This window comes from Actinomyces procaprae, from assembly GCF_004798665.1.
In the GTDB taxonomy this organism is placed as follows: Bacteria; Actinomycetota; Actinomycetes; order Actinomycetales; family Actinomycetaceae; genus Actinomyces; species Actinomyces procaprae.
Genome location: NZ_CP039292.1, coordinates 2,784,869 through 2,804,800, shown reverse-complemented (window position 1 = coordinate 2,804,800; position 19,932 = coordinate 2,784,869). Strand labels below are relative to the sequence as shown.

8 protein-coding genes and 1 pseudogene are annotated in these 19,932 nt (G+C 69.9%); all 9 read left to right on the top strand.

Annotated features, from left to right (window positions below; all coding sequences use genetic code 11):
- The first annotated feature begins 109 nt into the window (after window positions 1–109).
- Window positions 110–4,075 (top strand): DNA-directed RNA polymerase subunit beta', encoded by a 3,966-nt coding sequence (locus tag E4J16_RS11490; RefSeq protein WP_136193619.1) that lies wholly within the window; start codon window positions 110–112, stop codon window positions 4,073–4,075.
- 185 nt (window positions 4,076–4,260) lie between these two features.
- A pseudogene (locus E4J16_RS11485) lies at window positions 4,261–5,492 on the top strand (ISL3 family transposase).
- Window positions 5,493–6,318: 826 nt separating this feature from the next.
- The gene (locus tag E4J16_RS11480) at window positions 6,319–6,894 is read left to right on the top strand and encodes a hypothetical protein (protein ID WP_136314054.1); all 576 of its coding nucleotides are present in this window, start codon (window positions 6,319–6,321) and stop codon (window positions 6,892–6,894) included.
- A 225-nt stretch (window positions 6,895–7,119) separates the two neighbouring features.
- Window positions 7,120–7,944, top strand: coding sequence for a variant leucine-rich repeat-containing protein (locus E4J16_RS11475; protein ID WP_136193621.1), 825 nt, complete (start codon window positions 7,120–7,122; stop codon window positions 7,942–7,944).
- A 157-nt stretch (window positions 7,945–8,101) separates the two neighbouring features.
- On the top strand, window positions 8,102–8,587 hold the full coding sequence (locus E4J16_RS11470; protein WP_136314053.1) for a hypothetical protein: 486 nt from the start codon (window positions 8,102–8,104) through the stop codon (window positions 8,585–8,587).
- Window positions 8,584–11,292 carry a VWA domain-containing protein gene (locus E4J16_RS11465; RefSeq protein ID WP_136314052.1) on the top strand — a complete coding sequence of 903 codons (2,709 nt, stop codon included), beginning with the start codon at window positions 8,584–8,586 and terminating at the stop codon, window positions 11,290–11,292. The genes E4J16_RS11470 and E4J16_RS11465 overlap by 4 nt, the downstream gene beginning before the upstream one ends.
- Before the next feature lie 98 nt (window positions 11,293–11,390).
- Entirely contained in the window at window positions 11,391–14,963 is a 3,573-nt protein-coding gene (locus E4J16_RS11460; protein WP_136314051.1) for a tubulin-like doman-containing protein, read from the top strand.
- 2 nt (window positions 14,964–14,965) lie between these two features.
- On the top strand, window positions 14,966–17,674 hold the full coding sequence (locus E4J16_RS11455; protein WP_136314050.1) for a hypothetical protein: 2,709 nt from the start codon (window positions 14,966–14,968) through the stop codon (window positions 17,672–17,674).
- A gap of 58 nt (window positions 17,675–17,732) precedes the next feature.
- Complete coding sequence (locus tag E4J16_RS11450) at window positions 17,733–19,928, top strand: SaeA-related protein (RefSeq protein WP_136314049.1); 2,196 nt, start codon at window positions 17,733–17,735, stop codon at window positions 19,926–19,928.
- The last annotated feature ends 4 nt before the right edge of the window (window positions 19,929–19,932 follow it).

Here is a 19,932-nt window from a genome sequence, read left to right as displayed (position 1 = left end):
ACCGCCCGTACTCCTCCCGGAGACCACCGGACCCGGTGGCGCCGTGGAACCGCGGCACCGGGGACCCCTAAATCTTTGAGCTGACCACTCTGATTCGGAAGTAGGAACTGTGCTCGACGCCAACGTGTTCGACAGGATCCAGCTCGGCCTTGCCACCGCCGAGGACATCAAGTCCTGGTCGCATGGCGAGGTCAAGAAGCCCGAGACCATCAACTACCGCACTCTCAAGCCGGAGAAGGACGGCCTCTTCTGCGAGAAGATCTTCGGCCCCACCCGCGACTGGGAGTGCGCCTGCGGCAAGTACAAGCGCGTGCGCTACAAGGGCATCGTGTGCGAGCGCTGCGGGGTTGAGGTCACCCGCTCCAAGGTGCGCCGTGAGCGCATGGCCCACATCAAGCTGGCCGCGCCGGTGACCCACATCTGGTACTTCAAGGGCGTGCCCTCCCGCCTGGGCTACCTGCTCAACCTGGCCCCCAAGGACCTGGAGAAGGTCATCTACTTCGCCGCCCACATGGTGACCGAGGTGGACGAGGAGGCCCGCCACGACGACCTGCCCTCGCTGCGCAACGAGTTCGAGGTCAAGAAGCAGCACGTGGAGGAGGCCGGACAGGCCGATATCGAGGCCCGCCAGCGGCGTCTCGAGGAGGACCTCGCCCAGCTTGAGGCCGAGGGCGCCGAGCAGGCGCAGCGGGACAAGGCCCGTAAGACCGCCGAGCGGGAGATGGCCTCCCTGCGCCGCAAGAACACCCGCACCCTGGAGCACATGGACAAGGTGTGGGACCGCTTCGTGTCCCTCAAGGTCGGCGACCTCGAGGGCGACGAGGTCCTTTACCGCGACATGGCCGCCGACTACGGCATCTACTTCAAGGGCGCCATGGGCGCGGAGGCCATTCAGGACCGCCTGCGCACCTTCGACCTGGAGGCCGAGGCCGCCGCGCTGACCGAGATCGTCGAGTCCGGCACCGGTCAGCGCAAGACGCGCGCCATTAAGCGGCTGAAGGTCATCAACGCCTTCCGTGTGACCGGCACCGCCCCCGAGGCGATGGTGCTGGACAACATTCCGGTGATCCCCCCGGACCTGCGCCCCATGGTGCAGCTGGACGGTGGTCGCTTCGCGACCTCCGACCTGAATGACCTGTACCGCCGTGTCATCAACCGCAACAACCGGCTCAAGCGGCTGATGGACCTGGGTGCCCCGACGATCATCGTCAACAACGAGAAGCGCATGCTGCAGGACGCCGTCGACGCCCTGTTCGACAACGGCCGCCGTGGCCGTCCCGTGACCGGCGTGGGCAACCGTCCGCTGAAGTCGCTGTCCGACATGCTCAAGGGCAAGCAGGGCCGTTTCCGTCAGAACCTGCTGGGCAAGCGCGTGGACTACTCGGGCCGTTCCGTCATCGTCGTCGGCCCGCAGCTGAAGCTGCACCAGTGCGGTCTGCCCAGCCAGATGGCCCTGGAGCTGTTCAAGCCCTTCGTGATGAAGCGGCTGGTGGAGCTAAAGGAGGCGCAGAACGTCAAGGCCGCCAAGCGGATGGTCGAGCGCGCCAACCCGAAGGTCTGGGACGTGCTGGCCGAGGTCATCCGGGAGCACCCGGTGCTGCTCAACCGCGCCCCCACGCTGCACCGCCTGGGTATCCAGGCCTTCGAGCCGCAGCTGATCGAGGGCAAGGCCATCCAGCTGCACCCGCTGGTGTGCGGCGCCTTCAACGCGGACTTCGACGGCGACCAGATGGCGGTGCACCTGCCGCTGGGTGCCGAGGCGCAGGCCGAGGCCCGCATCCTGATGCTCTCGAGCAACAACATCCTCAAGCCCTCCGACGGGCGCCCGGTGACCATGCCCAGCCAGGACATGATCATCGGCACCTACTACCTCACCCAGGAGCCGGATCCCGCGGTCGAGGTGGCCAAGGATGACAACGGCGAGCCGATCGTCCCGGCCTTCTCCTCCTACGCGGAGGCCGTGATGGCCTACGACTTCGGCAAGCTCGACGTCAACGCGGCCTGCGACATCCGCTTCGAGGAGGGCATCACCGCTCCCGAGGGGTGGCAGCCCCCCGAGAACTGGTCCGAGGGCGATCCGATCACCCTGCGCACCTCCTTCGGCCGGGCACTGTTCAACACGGCGCTGCCGGAGACCTTCCCCTACGTCAACTACACCGTTGACAAGAAGAAGCTCGGCAATATCATCAACACGCTGGCGGAGTCCTACCCGCGCGTGGAGGTGGCCGCCTGCCTGGACGAGCTGAAGGCCAACGGCTTCCACTGGTCCACCTGGTCGGGCATCACCGTGGCATTCGCCGACGTCGTCTCCCCGCCGTCCAAGCCCGAGATCCTGGAGCGCTACGAGGCTCAGGCCGCTGAGATCGAGGAGCAGTTCGAGCTCGGTGCCCTCACCGAGGACGACCGCTACAAGTCGCTGATCGACATCTGGACCAAGGCCACCGACGAGGTCGCCGAGGCCATGCGCGCCAACTTCCCCGAGCGCAATACCGTCTACCAGATGGTGGCGTCCGGTGGTCGTGGTAACTGGGACCAGATCCGCCAGCTCGCCGGCATGCGCGGCCTGGTGGCCGACCCCAAGCAGCGGCTGATCGAGCGCCCGATCGAGTCCAACTACCGGGAGGGCCTGTCCGTCCTGGAGTACTTCATCGCCACCCACGGCGCCCGCAAGGGCCTGGCCGACACGGCGCTGCGTACCGCCGACTCCGGTTACCTGACTCGGCGCCTGGTCGACGTCTCCCAGGACGTGATCGTCCGCGAGGACGACTGCGGCACCCGCAAGGGCCTGACCAAGCGGCTGTTCACCTGGATGGGGGCCGACGGCGAGCGCACCAAGGAGGTCTCCGACATCCTGGAGACCACCGTGTACGGCACCACCCTGGCGCGCGACGCCGTGGACGCCGACGGCAACGTCGTGATCGAGGCCGGCACCGACCTGACCGGCGGCGACATCCGCGCGGCCATTGACGCGGGCATTGAGGAGGTCGTCTGCCGCTCCGTGCTGACCTGCGACTCCGCCGTCGGCACCTGCGCCGCCTGCTACGGCCGCTCGCTGGCCACCGGCAAGCGCGTGGACATCGGTGAGGCGGTCGGCATCATCGCCGCCCAGTCCATCGGTGAGCCCGGTACGCAGCTGACCATGCGCACCTTCCACACCGGTGGTGCCGCCGGTGCCGCCGACATCACGCAGGGTCTGCCCCGCGTCCAGGAGCTGTTCGAGGCCCGTACCCCGAAGGGCGAGGCGGCGGTGGCCGAGGCCGCAGGCACCCTCAAGATCGAGGACGACGCCGACGGCAAGCGTCTGGTCATCACCCGTGACGACGGCGAGGAGGACCTGGTGGTCCCCGTCTCCCGCCGCCAGCGGCTGTTGGTTACCGACGGCGACCACGTCGAGCCGGGCGACGCCCTCACCGAGGGGCCGATCGACCCCAAGAAGATCCTGCGACTGCGCAGCGTGGGCGCCACCCAGCGTCACCTGGTGGACGAGGTCCAGGAGGTCTACCGCTCCCAGGGCGTGGACATCCACTCCAAGCACATCGAGGTCATTGTGAGGCAGATGCTGCGCCGCGTGACCGTGCTGGACACCGGCGACACCAACCTCCTGCAGGGCGACCTGGTGGACGTCTCCCGCTACCGCGAGGAGAACCGCCGGGTGATGGCGGAGGGTGGCAAGACCGCCTCCGCGCGTACCGAGCTCATGGGCATCACCAAGGCCTCGCTCGCGACCGACTCGTGGCTGAGCGCCGCCTCCTTCCAGGAGACGACGCGCGTGCTCACCGAGGCCGCGATGAGCGGCAAGTCGGACCCGCTGCTGGGCCTTAAGGAGAACGTGATCCTGGGCAAGCTGATCCCCGCCGGCACCGGCCTGGCCCGCTACTCGGACATCGAGGTGGAGCCGACCGAGGAGGTCAAGGCGGAGGTCTTCTCCCGTGCCGGCTACGCCGGCGGGGACGCCTTCAGCATGGGTGACTCGGTGGCGCTGGACGACTTCTCCTTCGGCGGAGACTTCCGCGCGGACTTCTCCGATGACTTCCGCACCGGGTTCAACGCCTCCTCGGAGGACTTCCAGTTCTGACGCATAAGCGTTGACGGTCGGTGGGCAGCCACTGAGCCGTCGCCGCATATGACCGGCCCCGGCGAGCCACAGTGCTCGCCGGGGCCGACGCGTCTGCCGGGTAAACGGGCTCTTCCGGTTTAAGGGTGTGGTGGGGTGGTCGCGGGTGCGTGTGTGAGGGTGGTGGGTGTGGGTCGAGGTCCCCGATGATTGGGAGTCGCTTAACACCACCGATCACGGAGACCTCGACATGGCTGAGTACTGCCTTCACTGTTCCTGATCTTGCTAGTTTCCTGGGCCTGGACGGCCTGGGACTGACCGTGACTGGTCAGCGGATAACGCCTGATGAGGCGCTGGTGGAGTGCCGGCTGCAGGTCTTGGAGGAGGATGTGTTCTGCCGGCGGTGTGGAGCCCAGGGCGTGGCGGTGGGGACCGTGGCCAGGCGCCTGGCGCATGTGCCGGTGGGGTGGCGGCCCACGCACCTGCTGGTCCGGTTGCGGCGGTGGCGCTGCCAGGGCTGCGAACGCGTGTGGCGTCAGGACGCGTCTCGGGCCGCGGCCAAGCGGGCTGTGTTGACCCGGGCGGCGGTGGACTGGGCGATCCGGGCCGTGGGGGTGGAGTTCATGTCTGTGGCTCGTGTGGCGGCAGCGCTGGGGGTGTCATGGCACACCGAGGGCGACGCCATCCTGGAGCGGGCCAAGGACCGCTTGATCAATGATCCTGGACGTCTGGACATGGTCGAAGGCCGCACCCGAGCAGGTCTTCAAGCAATGGCTCCAGGACCAGTCCGAGACGTTCCGCAGGGGCGTGCAGGTGGTTGCCATGGACGGCTTCACAGGTTTCAAGACCGCCGCTGCCGAGGCCCTACCTCAGGCGACCGAGGTCATGGACCCCTTCCCGCGTAGTAGCGCTGGCCGGTGACAAGCTCGATGAGTGCCGCCGCCGCACCCAGCGCGAGACCACCGGCCGTAGGGGCCGTAAGGATGATCCCCTGTACAAGGCCCGCAGGCTGCTGCGCACCGGGGCGGGCCTGGTAACCGACAGCGGCTGGGACCGGCTCGAACAACTGTTTGCCGACCCCCAGAACACGCCGGTAGAGGTGATGTGGGGCGTGCACCAGAAGATCATGGCCGCCTACCGCGCCAAGACCCCCGCCGAAGGCAAGCAGCTGATGAGCAAGGTCATCGACTCGCTCAAGGCCGGTGTGCCTGACGCCCTGGAAGAGCTGAAGTCGCTGGGCAAGACCCTCACCAACAGGCGTGGTGACATCATCGCCTACTTCGACCATCCCGGTACCTCCAACGGCCCCACCGAGAACACCAACGGCCGCCTGGAGCACCTACGGGGCATCGCCCTGGGCTTCCGAAACCTGACCAACTACACCATCCGCAGCCTCATCCATGCCGGCGGCTTCCGCAACCAGCTACTACACCCTTAAACCGGAAGAGCCGGTTTTTCCGTGTTATCGGCGCGAGTGCGTGGCTTTAGGGGCTCTTCCGGTTTGAGAGTGGGGCTCGGGGAGTGCGGGTGGGCAGGCGCGGGTGGCGTTGGCGTTGGGCGGTGGATGGTTGGCGGGTGGTTAGGGTCCGGTCGGGTGGACGCCCCCGGGGGCGGCGCACGCTCAGCCATCTCACCGCCCTGACCGGACAGCGAGTTTTGCCCGATATTTCAACATTCTTGGTTTTGGGTCGAAGGAGGCCGGTCGGCTCCTACGTGCGCCGCAGGGGTCGGCGCACGTAGGAGCCGACTGCACCGTTCACCGGCTGAGGTGTTTTCCGCATGATTCCGCCAAATCCCTAAAACAGCGCCACAACTGAGCGTGCGGCGCGCTCGTCGCCGGGCCCACCCGCGCACAGGTCCGGCTCCCGGCACTTGGGAACACGGCAGCGGGAACAGCCCGAGGCCGCACAGGCGGTGCACCCACGGTTGCGAACGAGCCACCGGCACCAGCACGGCCAGCACCACTCCCGCCGAACCTGGAACATCCACTGCGGCCTACGCCCAGGATCGGCCCACCAAAACCACCCCACACCCCCAAAGCGGAAGCGCCGGTAAACGGTGCCGGTCTCACCGTACGCACAGCAATTGCGACGACCGACAACATATGTCTCGATACCGCATCGTCAACTGTGCCCGAACCCTAAAGGTAATCGACGACCAAAACCCCGATTCCCCCCGACTCCGCGCCCGATGCCGGAGCCGCACCCGGGGCGACGGCAGCACCGCAGCAGCCGACGGCCCCTGGCGTCCTCAACGCCGCCCTGATGCCGCTGACCCGTGGGCCCGCGCTCGCAACCGTGGGACTGACGGCGCTGGTGGTATTCGGCACCGCGCTGCTGTCTGCGGTCCTGTTACTGGCCGGAGTCAGCATGACCGGTGACGAGGACCTGCCCGTCACCGCCGAGCTGTCGCTGGACGGCGAACGGTTCGAGGTGCCCCTCGCGGTGAGGGCCGGGGACAAGGACTTCGGCCTGCTGAACAACTGGGAGAGCGGCACCCCGCTCATCCGCGCGATCACGCTGCAGTCCGACTCGCTCGATACCGTCACCTGCGGTGGCACCGAAGTGACCCTGGAGGACGCCGACTACATGGGCGCATCGGCGACGCAGTACGTCTACTTCGGCGTTTACGCGCTGGGCGTCGATGAGACCAAGCCGGACTACCTGGAACCGGACACCGATTCGGTGACGGTGGGCGGCTCGTCTGGCACCACTGTAGAGGTGGAGGCAGAGGCCACCGAAACGCTGAACAATCTGGTGCTGGACGCGGTCAATGCCCCGGCAACCGCATGCGTCACCCCGCCCGGGAACAGGACGGGGGTGAACCCACGATCACCGTGACCGGCTCCGCCCCGTACTACGGCATGTGAGGCCACGGCGCACGTGCCTGAAGCGGCCGGCCCCGGCAAGTCGGAGTGCTCGCCGGGGCCGGCCAGTTGGTGAGGCTATTCGAGACGGGCACTCGCGTGCCGGTGACATGCTGTACTGTCACGAGCGAGCGCGGATGGCCGTGCAGAGTTGTACCCGAGCCGACACTGCGACGAGAGCCCTGAGCAGGAGGACGCGATGGACATTATTCCCGGTGATGGGGCGAATGCCGCCTCCTCCCCTGAAACCAGCCCGGAACGGCTCGAGGAGCTTGCCGACAACTACCCGGAGCTGCATGCGCGAATCGTGGTGAATCCGGCATGCCCGGAGGGCCTGCGCCAGTGGATCCTGTCGCTCGGTTCGTCCGAGGTGCGGCGTGCGTGGGAGCAGCACCGCAGCGCGCAACAGCCCCAGCAGCCGACCGGTGGTCCCATGCCCCCGGCGGCGGGGCCGGTGCCGCCGCAGCCCGAGGTACCGCCCCGGCCCATGGCGCAGCAGAAGCGCAACCGGGGCCCGCGAGCGATCCTGGTGCTCGTGCTGGTCCTGGTCGCGCTCTACATGCTTTACCAGTGCGCCTACGGGGTGCTTACCACGCTCAGCGACAACCGGCACTCGGGCACCGCCGTCGACACACCCGATCCGTCGGTCGGGGATCTGGTCCGGCCGGCCCCTGAGGGTGCCGTCGACGCCTTCTGGCTCCAGAGCCCCTCACAGAACATCTCCTGCGAACTCCACGACGACATCGTGGGGTGCTCGGTGGCGGAGCGGTACTACGTCGAGGCCGGCCAGGAGGACTGCAGCCAGTCCCTGTTCTCCATCGGTGTTGCCGACGGCGAGGCCTCGCTCAGCTGCGGGAATGATTTCATCGGCAGTGCCGGGGGTGAGCTGATTACGCTGGAGTACGGGTCAACCGCGGCTAACGACACCTTCGCCTGCACCTCCGAGGAGAGCGGGATGACCTGCTGGAATCAGGTCACCGGTTCCGGGTTCACCGTCTCTCGAAACGGCTATTCCGTGTTCTGAGGACTGCCGTGCCCTGACCGGTGCTGATCGTCGGCTGTGGGGACGCTGAAAGTACTACGCTTAGGTCTTGGGTTGTCGGCCGCTCGGTCGTCGCTCGGATGATGCACCTTGCGGGTGTGCCTTGGGCCGCCCTGAGCCTGGAAGGAACTCGTCTACGATGATGCGGCCAGAATCTAGCTCTCCAGCTCTCGGGGCGTGGCAGAGCCAATCAGGGACGGAGGCGTCGCCGTCGGCCGCTGCCCCGCCCCCGCAGTCCGCAGCTGCTTTCGGGACCGACGCGCCGCAGGAGGGCAGGGCGTCGTCCGCCGCCTTCGGGGACGGCGGGGGGCCTGCCGCCGGGTACTCGACGACGAGCGCCCCGGTGGGCCTGCTCGTCGGCTCCCTGGCCGCGTCGGCCCTGTCCCTGGTGCTCGCGGGCCTGTTCGAGCAGATCGTCGTCGCCGCAGTCGCGTGGGTACTCGCCGCGCTGTTCGGCATGGGGCTGGCGACGTTCTTCGTGGTGAAGGACACTCAGAGGCAGGCGAACCCGTGGTACCTCTACAAGAAGACCCCCGCCCTGCTCCACCGGATCAGCGTGGTGGCGGCCGTCCTCGCCGTCGCCGTCGCGGCCGTGCGGATCGCCCTGTACGTGGGGAGGCTGTGAGCGTGCTACGACACGTGTTCCGCCGCAGGGGGATCCTGCGCTGCCTGATCGCACTGGTGGGAGCCGTCTGCCTCGGCATGACGCTGCTGTCGACCCCGCCGCGAGCGGTGGCCGACGAGGAGCCGGCCGCTGCGCCGAGGTCGGGGATGGATGACTTCGGAGCCTGCCTGGTCGGGCGGGGAAGCGGGTCCCTGCTGCTGCTCCTGGACCAGTCGGGATCGCTGCGCGAAACCGACCCGGAGGGTACCCGCGTGCAGGCCGCGAGCTATCTGGCCGAGCGCCTCGCCGACTTCTCCGAGCGCAGCGGGGCGGCGGTGAACGTGCGCGTCGCCGGCTTCTCCGACGCCTATGCGCCCGTCGGCGAGTGGACCGGGATCGCCCCGGACAGCGTCGCGGCCGTCAAGCAGTCGATCGAGGCGATCGGCGCGGACATCCGGGACTACGACACCGACTACTGGACCGCGCTGGAGGGGGCCAGGCAGGACCTCGTGGATCATGACCAGTCGGGCTGCCGGGCGATCGCCTGGTTCTCCGACGGCGCCTTCGACCTGGACGTGCGGGACTCGCGTGCGGTCCGTGACGCCATCGGCAGCGAGAAGCCCTACGCGCCGGGCGTATCGCTGGACGATGAGGCCGGCGTGGCGCGGGCGGAGGCCGCAGGTGTCGCGGACCTGTGCCGCGACACCGGGCTCGCCGATCAGCTCCGCGGCTCGGGCGTGGTGCTTGTGGGCATAGGCCTGGAGTCGGGCGACACCGACCTGACGCTGATGCGCAGGGTGACGCTCGCCGGAGGCGATAACGGCGCATCCGCCGGGCTTGAGGCATGCGGAGCCCTGTCCTCCCCGCCGGGCGCCTTCTACACCGCGGACGGCATCGACCAGCTCCTGCTCGCATTCGACGCGATCGGGACCCCCGGGGACACGGTCCGCTCGTCCTCGGTGGAGATCTGCCAGGGACAGGTCTGCGCCGACGGCGAGCTGTCCTTCGTCCTGGACAAGTCGGTTGACACGGTGCACGTGCTGGCCACAACGGACGTGGATGACCTGGACGCCTACCTGTACCCGCCGGGGGCGTCTGCGCCGACGATCCTTTCGGCGCAGCAGGGCGATGCTCAGCCCGCCGACGGCATCAGCTATCAGTGGCGCACGCGGCGCACACTGGAGGTCGACCTTGACGCGGCCACCTCCAAGGCATGGGACGGGCAGTGGCGGATAGCCTTCGTCGACACCAGGGCCCAGTCCCAGGACAAGCAGGTGCATGTGAACCTGCACCTGACGTCACCGCTCACGCTGAGCTGGAAGGACCTGGAGACCACCACGCTGCGCCAGGGAGAGAGCGTGGACGCCACCATTGCGCTGCTGTCCCGTGTCGACGGCGATGTGGTGCAGGCGGACAAGTTCACCGGCTCGGTCTCCTACTCGGTGACCCTCACCGACGCCGCGGGGGAGGACCACGCGCTGCTGCACTCGGACGACCTGAGCGACATCGAGCAGCCGGTGGAGCTCGCAATCGGCGAGGACGTCGCCGTGGGCGCCGGAACCGTAACGACCTCCGTGACGGTGACGACGGCGGCTGCGACCGACGGCGGGAGGACGATTCCGGGCACGCAGCTGGACCCGACCATCAGCTCGGTCCCGGTGACCGTGAACCCGCCGTCGAACTACCCCGAGCTGGGTGCCAGGATCGACTTCGGAAGACTCGAGAAGGAGACGACCGCGACGGCCGAGCTGGGCATCACCGGTCCCGGATGCGTCTGGGTGGGGGCGGATTCGCTCAAGGTCACGGGCGCCCCCCAGGGGGCCGGCGACATCACGGTGAGCGCCGCGGCCTCCACGCCCGAGCAGTGCGTAAGCGCGGCTGACGGCGTCAAGGCATCGCTCCCGCTCACGCTGAGCGTCGGCGGTCAGGCCAACGGTGCCGTGACGGGTACCGTCAAGGTCTCGGTCTCGCCGCTGGACGAACCCGACCGGGTGCAGGTCATCGAGGTCCCCATGACCGCGGAGATGCGCCGGCCGCTCAACGTCGCCACCACGTGGAGCACCTTCGCCATCGCCCTGGTCGCGGGCATCGGCATTCCCCTGGCGCTGCTCTACCTGTTCAAGTCGCTGTCGGCACGAATCCCCGCGGGAACACTGATCGCCGGGACGAAGGTGGTCGAGGTTCCGCAGGCCGGCGGCGTCGGCTCCATCGACTTCGGCCCCGAGGACCTGACGATGCACTCCCTGCCCCGGCGGCAGCGCGAGTACTCGCTTGCGGGCTACCGCCTGCGGGCGGTGGCGGGGGCGTCCCCCACCGCGCCGCCCTACGTGATCCTGGCCGATGCCGCGGCCCCGTCCGTATCCGGCGCGGCCGGCGGCGCGCGCAACAACCGGGCGGTCCTGCCGCTGGCGGTGCGCGGAAACTGGATCGCCGTCCTCGATCAGCCCGACTCGCCCCAGCACGTGACGCTGCTGGTACTGCTCGCCTCGGCGGCCCCGGAGGCGATTGAGAAGGTGGTGGCCGACGCCAGAGAGCACCTGGGGACGGCGGTCGCCTCGGTTAGTCCGCCGGTGCGCCAGGATGAGGACGGCCGGCCCGCCGACGCGTCCGGCACCGAGGGGACGAAGCCGGCGGGGGCAGCGCCCTTCGGCGACTCCTCCCCATTCGGGGGCTCATCCCCATTCGGGGACTCCTCACCCTTCGATGACTCCTCCCCGTTCGGATAGTGACATACCGCGCACCGAGTGGTCGCACAGGCTAGCTTGGGCGGTGAAGGACCGCGCCGACCTCCCGACGAGACCGCGGGTGGAAAGGACTACGGATTATGTACAAGGTTCTGGTCATCGGATGCGGTGGCTCGGGCGCCAAGACACTGGCGTACATGATGGATCAGCTGCGCGCCGACCTCGCGGTGCACGGCATCGGGGAGATACCCGAGTGCTGGCAGTTCCTGAACGTCGACACCCCGCTCCAGGAGGAGGCCGGCGAGAACGTCGGAACCGTGAGCCAGCAGGGAGGCGCATACGTCGCCTGCGGCGTCGCCTCCGGCGCCTACTCCGTGGTCGACCAGGCGCTGACGGGCCGGGTGCAGCAGAACTCCCCGGCGGGGCTGCGGCACCTGGCTACGTGGATGCCGCGCCGCCCCCGGGACGTCGCCTTCCCCGTCACGGTCGGCGCGGGGCAGTTCCGTGGCATCGGCCGCCTGCTCGTGCTCACCAAGCTGGACGAGGTTTCGCGTGCGGTGCAGTCCTGCCTGGCACGCATGGCCGATCCGAAGGCGCAGGATGAGGCCGCGCGCGTCTGCGCCAAGGTGCCGGGTGCGGGGGAGCCCCCGAAGCCCGACGCGCCGCCCATGGTGCTCGTCATCTCCTCAATGGCCGGAGGATCCGGTGCCTCAATGACACTGGACGTGTGCCGCCTGGTGGCCGGCGTCCAGACGACGCCCGCGATCGATCCGCAGCTGATCTCGGTCTTCCTGTACACCGCCGAGGCCTTCGGCTCGGTTCAGGACGATATGCGTACCGGCATGCCCGGCAACACCCTGGCCATGCTGGGGGAGATCGTCGCCGCCCAGGCGGGGGCGGAGGGCCGGGCCGCGGGCCTCGACGAGGAGCTGTACGCCTGCTTCGGCATCACCGGCCGCGCGGGCCGCGCCTTCAAGCGGGTGACCCCCATCGGGATCAAGGCCGGCGGGACCGGGGCCGTCTTCGGGGACGGCTCGGCGGAGGACGTGTTCCGCGGCATGGGGCGCGGGCTGGCGCGCTACATCGCCTCCCCGGCCTTCAACGACTACGTGTCCTACGACATCGCCAACGGCGTGAACGTCTCCAGCAAGGAGTACGTCAGCTGGGGAGTGGACGCGACCGACACGGCCTGGAGCTCCTTCGGGTACGCCTCTCTGAGCACGGGGCGGGACCGCTACGCGGAGTACGCCGCCCAGCGGATCGCCCGGCGCTGCGTGGACCACGTGCTGGACGGCTTCCGCCGCCCGGGCGTGAACGTCGGCGACACGCAGGCACTCAGCGACCTGTGGAGCACCAACCGCGCGCTGGAGCTGGAGCGGATCGGACTGCCGACGGCCTCCGGGACGAACATCGTCGGGGTGTCGGGAGCCGCGGACCAGGAGGCGCTGATGTGGCTTGCGTCCGCGCAGGCCAGCCGGGTGGTCAACAATGACACGATCGTGTCCCGGATGCGGGACGTGGTGGACGGCCTGTTCGCCCGGCGGATCGCGCTCGGCGACGGCGTGACCGCCGCCGCACTGGCCGATGCGCTCAGCGACTGGCTGCGCGGCCAGACCCCGGCGGTCTCCGCACAGCTGGAGGCCATCGCGCGGGACCTGGCGCGCGCACGCGCCGAGGAGATCGCCGCCCGGCTGGCGGACACGGTCCGCCTCAACATCTCCGAGTTCGGTCTTCCCTACGCGCTTACGGTGCTGGACCATCTGCGGCGTCCTGGCGGCGAGCTGCTCAGCCTCGCGGAGCGCCTGGCCGGCGCGGTGACGCAGCGCCCGGACACTCCGCTGGGCCTGCCCCGGGAGCTGTCCCAGCAGCTGGCATCCATGAGCCACAAGGGGTCCTTGTCGTCGCAGGCGCAGCAGGAGGTCATGAACCAGCTGCGTGCTTCCCTGGTCAGGCGGCTCGCGCAGTGGGTGGGCTGCACCACGGCCGTGTACCTGGCGCCCGCGCTGCGGGACATGGCCGACTCGGTGGTCGCGCCGCTTGAGACGGCGCTGAACGACGCCCGCCGGGTACTGGAGGCCGCGCGCAGCGACCGGCACAACGCCGTCGGCGTGGCCGACGTGGCCACCGACTTGTACGCCGCCTGGCCCGAGGAGGCGCCGGAGGGCCAGGAGCGGACGGCCGTGGTTCCCGCCAGGTTCTCGACGGCCCACAACGAGGTCGTCCTCCTGGATGTCAATGACTATCCCGCCTACTTCTCCGAGCACGTGCGTGATGCCGCCCCGGGCGACTCGGACAACCCGTACATGGCGGTGGTCAGGGCCGTGGTTACCGGCCGCTGGGCGCAGGGGGCCGGCGATCCCGCTCCCGATGACCTGCTGAGCACCTCCGGCTGGGTGCCGCGGGGGCTTCAGCTGGCCGCTCAGGGCGAGGTGCCCACCCCGGCGCGCGCCACGGTGCGGCTACAGCCCGGAGTGCTGCTCGAGCGGGCGCGGGCCTTCGTCGCCCGCCGCGGCGAGGCCTTCGAGCAGTTCACCTCGCAGTCGCTGCGCGGCTACCTCAACGACGACTCGGTGGGGGAGCACGCTCGTTCCGAGCGCTCCGCCGCCGTACTGGCGGGGTTGCGGCGGACCCTGGAGATGGCGCGCCCGCTGGTGGAGATCGACCCGCAGGTCTACGCCCGGCTGCACGACGGCCAGCCGCCCCGCCTGTCCTTCACCTTCTCGACGATTCCCTTCCGCAACCACCAAGTCGCCGACGACTTCCTCGACTACCTCGGGCACAACACCTCCTTCGCCACGGACCTGGTGGTCAAGAACGCCCAGCTGCGCCTGGGGGACGACGACGTGGCGCGGGTCGATGTGTTCGGCTCCTACCCGCGCACCCTGCCGGCCGCGTACTCGGGACTGCTCAAGTCCGTGGCGGACCGGTGGGACGCCGTCTCCGGATCGGCCGGCGGGCGCGAGTCCTTCTGGCAGTTCCGGCGCGCGCGCCCGCTGCCCGGCGGCGTGCCGATGGGCGACGACGAGCGCCGCGCCATCATCCGCGGATGGTGGGCGGCGACACTGGCCGGAGGAATCGACCGGGACCCCTGGCGCACCGCCACCGATACCCGGCCGGTCCGGGTGTGGGACCGTGCTGAGGGCGAGTGGGTCGCCTTCCCCGCGCCCATGCTGACCCCGCCGTCCCGGATGATCGCCCCGAATGCCTGGCTGCCGGCGATTCTGGAGTCCACCCTGCTGGCCTACCTGCGGATCGGCCGCGACGGCCTGGAGGTGTTCCGGCCCTGGAGCGTGCTGCGCCGCTGGGCCGACGACGGCGCCAACCAGCACCAGGAGGCCTTCGGCAGGGACACTCCCGTGCAGAGCATGCTGGCCGAACTGCTCGGTCGGGGGGCCGTTGACGGCCTCACCCCGGGAGTCGACCTGGAGGATGCGCGCAGTGCCGAAGAGCGCCGGGAGAGGCTGCTGGCCTACTGCGACGCGATCTTGGCGGATCTCGACCAGAACTACCTTCCCGGGGAGGGCAAGGCGGACGCACCCGGGCACTGGACCAACTTCCACCGCCGTGAACTGGTGGAGACCACGCCGCTGAGCGTCGACCTGGCGGCGGAGATGAGCGCCGAGCTGCGCGCGGTCCGAGAAGACCTGGCGCAGGTGGCGCCCGTCGACGCCGTCGGCGGCACCCGGGCAGTGACGGACGGGCTGGAGTACTGAGCATGGTCACCGTGCCTACCGCAGACAAGACGCCCGGGAACGCGGTAACCGTCTACATCGCCCCGAAGAGCCAGCGGCCGCTGCTCGGAGCCCTGACGGACCTGTCCGCCGCCGGGCTGCTGGCACCCTTCCACTGGATCGAGTCGCCGCCCGACCCGGCCGCGGATCCCGCACAACGAGATCCGCTGATGCTCACGGTGGACCAGGGCCGGGTGTCGACCCAGCGCTTCTCCCGGGCCGTGAATCGGCACGCGGTCGAGACCGTGCGGCTGGTAGTCGTAGTCCCCGTCGGGCATGAGGCGCGTGACGCCCTGTCCGCCATTGCGGAGCTCCACTTCCAGGGGCTGGGCATACCCGGGCGGGCTCGCCGCGAGTGCGTGCGGGTGCTGGTGCCCTGGTCCGCCGAGCCCATTCCCGGTGAGCTGGGGCACCAGGGCTGGCACAACGTGATGCTGTCGCCCGAGGCCTCGGCCGATCCGGCCTTCACCGTCTCCGGCTGGTGGCTGACCCCGGAGCTGATTCCCGGATCCGCCGCCGTGGGCCTGGCCGTGCAGGGCGGGATCACGGGCGCGGTCAGCGCGGCCCCCGAAGACGGCCAGCGCGCATCCACCTCCGACTACGTCAAGGTCACCCGCACCTTCGTGCGGGTCACCGATGCGCAGGCGGTCGAGCAGTCATTGCGGGCCCAAGTCACCTCCATCGGGGCGCGCTACCCGCAGCCGGTCCGCTCCGACACCGGCGTGCCGGTCTCGGCCTTCCCCGATCCCGGGGGGCGAGTGGTACAGGCCGCCGTCGCCTGGGAGCGGCGTCACCGCGGCCACCTGCGCCGCCCGGCGGCGAAGCCGGCCGCGGCGCCGGCGCAGCGGTCCATGGGGGCGTGGGCGCTGGTGAAGATGTTCTTCGCATTCCTGCTCAAGGCGCTCGCGGGCGCTCCGGGGGACTGGCTGCGCAAGCAGATCGTCGGGATCAAGGCGGGTATCGCCGGCTCCGTCTCGGCGGCAGTCTTCGGACCCGACTCGCCCGTACGCGTCGTCGTCGGCGGGGTGGACGCCAGTGGAGTGCCGGCGAGCTGGCAGGAGCTGTCCCGCGCCGCGGCCCGGGCCAGCGCCTCACTGCCCGAGGAGTTCCCCCGTGCGCCGCAGGCCGCAGCACGTGACTTCGGCGGGCTGTGGCATGACCTCGTCAGCGGTGCGCGCGCCCTGCTGGACGGATCCGGCTGTGAGGAGCTGCACCTGGAGGCCTACGAGGGCTACGTGCCGGAGCGCGACGCGATTGCGACCGGGAGCGAGGGGGAGGGCCGTCTCCGGCTGGATCAGGCCGTCGGCTCGCTGCCCGCCGGCACCGTGCTTCACTCCTGGGACGAGCTGGAGACTCAGCGCGTGGGCCGGGTGCTGCGTCGAGAAGTCGATACCAAGGGGCCGCGCGCCGCACTCGCCCAGCAGTACCTGCAGCAGATCGACGCCTGGCGCGCTCGCAACGGAACGCGCTTCGTGCCGCTGATCGGCCGGGCCATCGCACGTCAGTGGGACTCGGCCAGGGACGACATCCGGGACCTGCAGGCCAAGCTGGATGAACTCCAGGCGCAGGACTTCGGGCCCGCGATTGAGCGCGAGCAGCGAGTCCTGGCGCGGATCCTGAGGATCCTGCTGGCGGTGCTCGCGGTCGCAATCGCGGTGCCACTGGTACTTACCGTGATGGGGCGCATGGACTGGGCGGCGCTTGCGGTGGTGGCCGCCGTCGCCCTGGTCGTCTGGCTGATCGCCTCTGTGGTGACCTTCGCCGTACGCCAGCGGGAGGTCTTCCGGCTCATGTTCCTCACCGAGTCACGGCGGGAGCACCTGCCCGAGCTGGCAACCAATCTCCGCATGGCGATCGAGGACCTGTCCGCCATCGGGGAGGCCTACGCGCAGTTCAACCGGTGGGCGGCGATCGTCACCGAGTTCCTGGCCGACCCCCTGGGCGAGCGTCAGGTCGTCGCCGAGCCGCACAGTCCCGTCGCCGTCCCCCCGGAGCCGTTGCAGTACACGACGGTCGAGGTGGAGCAGCGGCACGCGGCCGATGTGGCCGCCGAGATGCGCAGGCGGGTCTTCACCGTGGGCTGGCTGTCCGAGGCGTGGGACGCCTTCGAGTCGGGCGTGGCCGACGATCTGACGGCGGAGCAGCGGAGCGCCTATAACGCCGGCCACCTGAACCTGCTGAACGAGCCGGGGCACGACGGCTCCGCACTGGCCAACTGGGAGCAGGCGGTGGTGCGCGACGGCGTGCGCTCATCCGCCGGTCAGGACAAGTGGCGGGCCTGCCTGGACCTGCTCGCCGGCTCCTCCGGTCCGCAGCTGGAGCTCGCCGTGATGACCTCCGACGGCGAGCGCCGCGGCTTGGCGGACTACCGCCGGGACCTGTCGGTTCCGGTTGCGCACCCGGTGATCGCGCAGGTACTGGGCCCGGCGGCCCGCGCCACCGGGCGGTCGCTGACCAGCCCGGACCGCCACTGGTTCGCGCAGTCCGCACGCGGGCTGAGCGAGACCATGGTGCTGGCCGCGTCCACGGACCCGCTTCCCTCGACCGAGCTCGTGTTCCCGAGCGCGGTCGGAACCGGAAGCGGCTTCCGGCTGGACGAGCCCGCATACGACGTGCCCGGGCCCTCGGCCTCCGGGCAGGCTCCGGTCCCGGAGCCGACGCCGCATAAGCCGTCCGCTCCCCTGGAGTACTGAGCGCCCGGGCGCCGAACAGATCCCATGCTCCAACCTCTTCCCACGATAAGGACGAACAATGTCGCTCAACTTCCGTGACTTCACTGAGGCAATGACGCAGTGGATCGGTTCCGGGGCCGGGGCACAGGCCAAGGAGATCCTGCGGCCGTCGATGTGGAGGCGCCTGCTGCTCACCGGCCGGGAGGTCGACGGAGCGACGGTATTCGACCCGGATGTGATCACGCAGGAGGTGCTCGAGGGTCGGGGCGAGCTGTACGACGCCGTAGCGCTGCCTCTGGCGCAGATGCTCAATGGCCGCTTCGGGCCGGCGTATCCGGCGGCTCCCTCCACGCAGCCGCCGGATGCGGGGGAGAGCACGACGGCGCCCGTGGGCGCGGACGCGGCGGTGCCGCAGGAGCCGGACCAGGCGCCGCCGAGCAGCCGGGCGCCGGCCGCGGAGGCGGAGGTGCCCGCGGCCGAGTTCGCGTTCCCCGACTACACCTACGAGCGTGAGGACCTGGACGCCGCCGATCAGGGGGACGCGCACATCCCGGTGTCCTGGCAGCGTGTGGACGGCGGACTCCGCTACACCTGGCCGGACCCCGGCGAGGGGGAGACCTTCCGCGTCGTCGTCTCCGACAGCGCCATGCCCTACAACCCCGACGACTTCGAGCAGGTCGCCGTCACCACCGGCACGACTGCCCGCGACGACTCCCCGGCCACGACCGCGGTCCGCTTCGTGACCGTATGGGGGTACGAGCCCCTTGGCGGGGCCGGCGAGCTGGGGCAGCCGCGGCGGGTGGCCAGCGGTGTGGTCATCCACGACCTGGTGGACTGGAAGGTCGAGTTCGACGGCGAGGCCCGCGCCGTCGTCGGCACCTGGGTGCCTCCCACCGCGCCGCCCGGTGCCGCGCTGACGGTGCATACCGCGCGCCTGCCCCAGGACGAGCCGCCGGGACCGCACCTGCGCAGCTCGTCCTGGATGAGCTTCGCACTGCCCAACAACGGCAGCGGATTCCAGGACGCCCGGATCACAGGCGGCAGCCCCTACACCTATGTCGCCGCCGTTGAAGTCGTCATCGACGGCCAGGCCCACACCTCGAGGCCGGTTCCCCGCCGCATCGTCCCCGACATCGTGGTGGAGCCCATTGAGGACTTGCAGGCCGTCCAGGTCCCCGCCACGGACGGCTCCGGCGTGACGCTATCGCTGACCTGGACGCAGAACCCCCTGGCAAGAACCGTGATCTACCGGACGCAGCAGCCGGTCTCGGCGCAGGCGCGGGCAGCGCGGACAATCCCGGAGAGCCAGCTCGCGCAGGCGGGTCTTCCCGATTCGGCGAAGCTCAATACGCGCCTGGCCGCCATAACCGACGGCGACGATCCCGGGCACCGGCGCTATCGGCTCGACCTGGTGGTCTGGCCCGACGGAAGCCAGTGGGACGAGCTGAACCTGACGCCGGTTACGCTGCACTCCGACGCCATGGCCACGATCGGCGCCCCCATCGTGTGCAAGCGCGCGGGCAGGATCAGCAACGCGGTCCTGACCCGGCGCCTGACCTGGGACCTGGTCACCTTCACCTGGCCGGGCGAAGCCGCCTCGGTGCAGATCCGCTTCACTGCACCCGGTGAGTCATTCGACCCGGACTCCACGCCGCTGCTCGACATCACCCGGGACGAGTACCGCGCCAGCGGCGGATGCGTGCTCAGCGGGGGAGTACTGCCCGCCTCCGGGGGCGTGATCCACCTGAACTCGCTCACCTACCTGTCGGGCAGGCGGATAGTCTCCCCGCCGGAGAGCATCGCGGTGCCCCCGCAGTGGGTGTACCAGTACTCCCTGCACTGGCCGGGAGACGCCCGGATCGCCGGCGGTTTCCTGCGGCGGGCCGCGGCGGCCTTCGGGCAGACGCTGGTCGAGCTGCAGCTCACCCCGTTGCAGGGCGTCCAGGCGCAACCGGACGCCGTCGGCGTCGTCCTGGTGCACAACCCGGAGCACTTGCCACTGGATCCCGCGGACGGCCGCAAGGTGGAGTTCTTCCTGGAGCGCCCCACCAAGGACGGCGGGCAGGTCTCCCACACCTCGGTGCTGATTCCCCCGGACGGCAGTGCGACGTCGCTGTGGTTCGACCATGGGCCCCTGGCCCCCGGCTATCTCAGGCTGATGATCGACTCCCCGGCCGCGGCCTCGGTGCGGGCGGGCGGCCAGGACGCGCCCCGCTCCCTGGAGCACTACGCGCTCATCGACCCCGAGCTGAGCAGCCTGTGCAAGGAGCGGTGAGCAG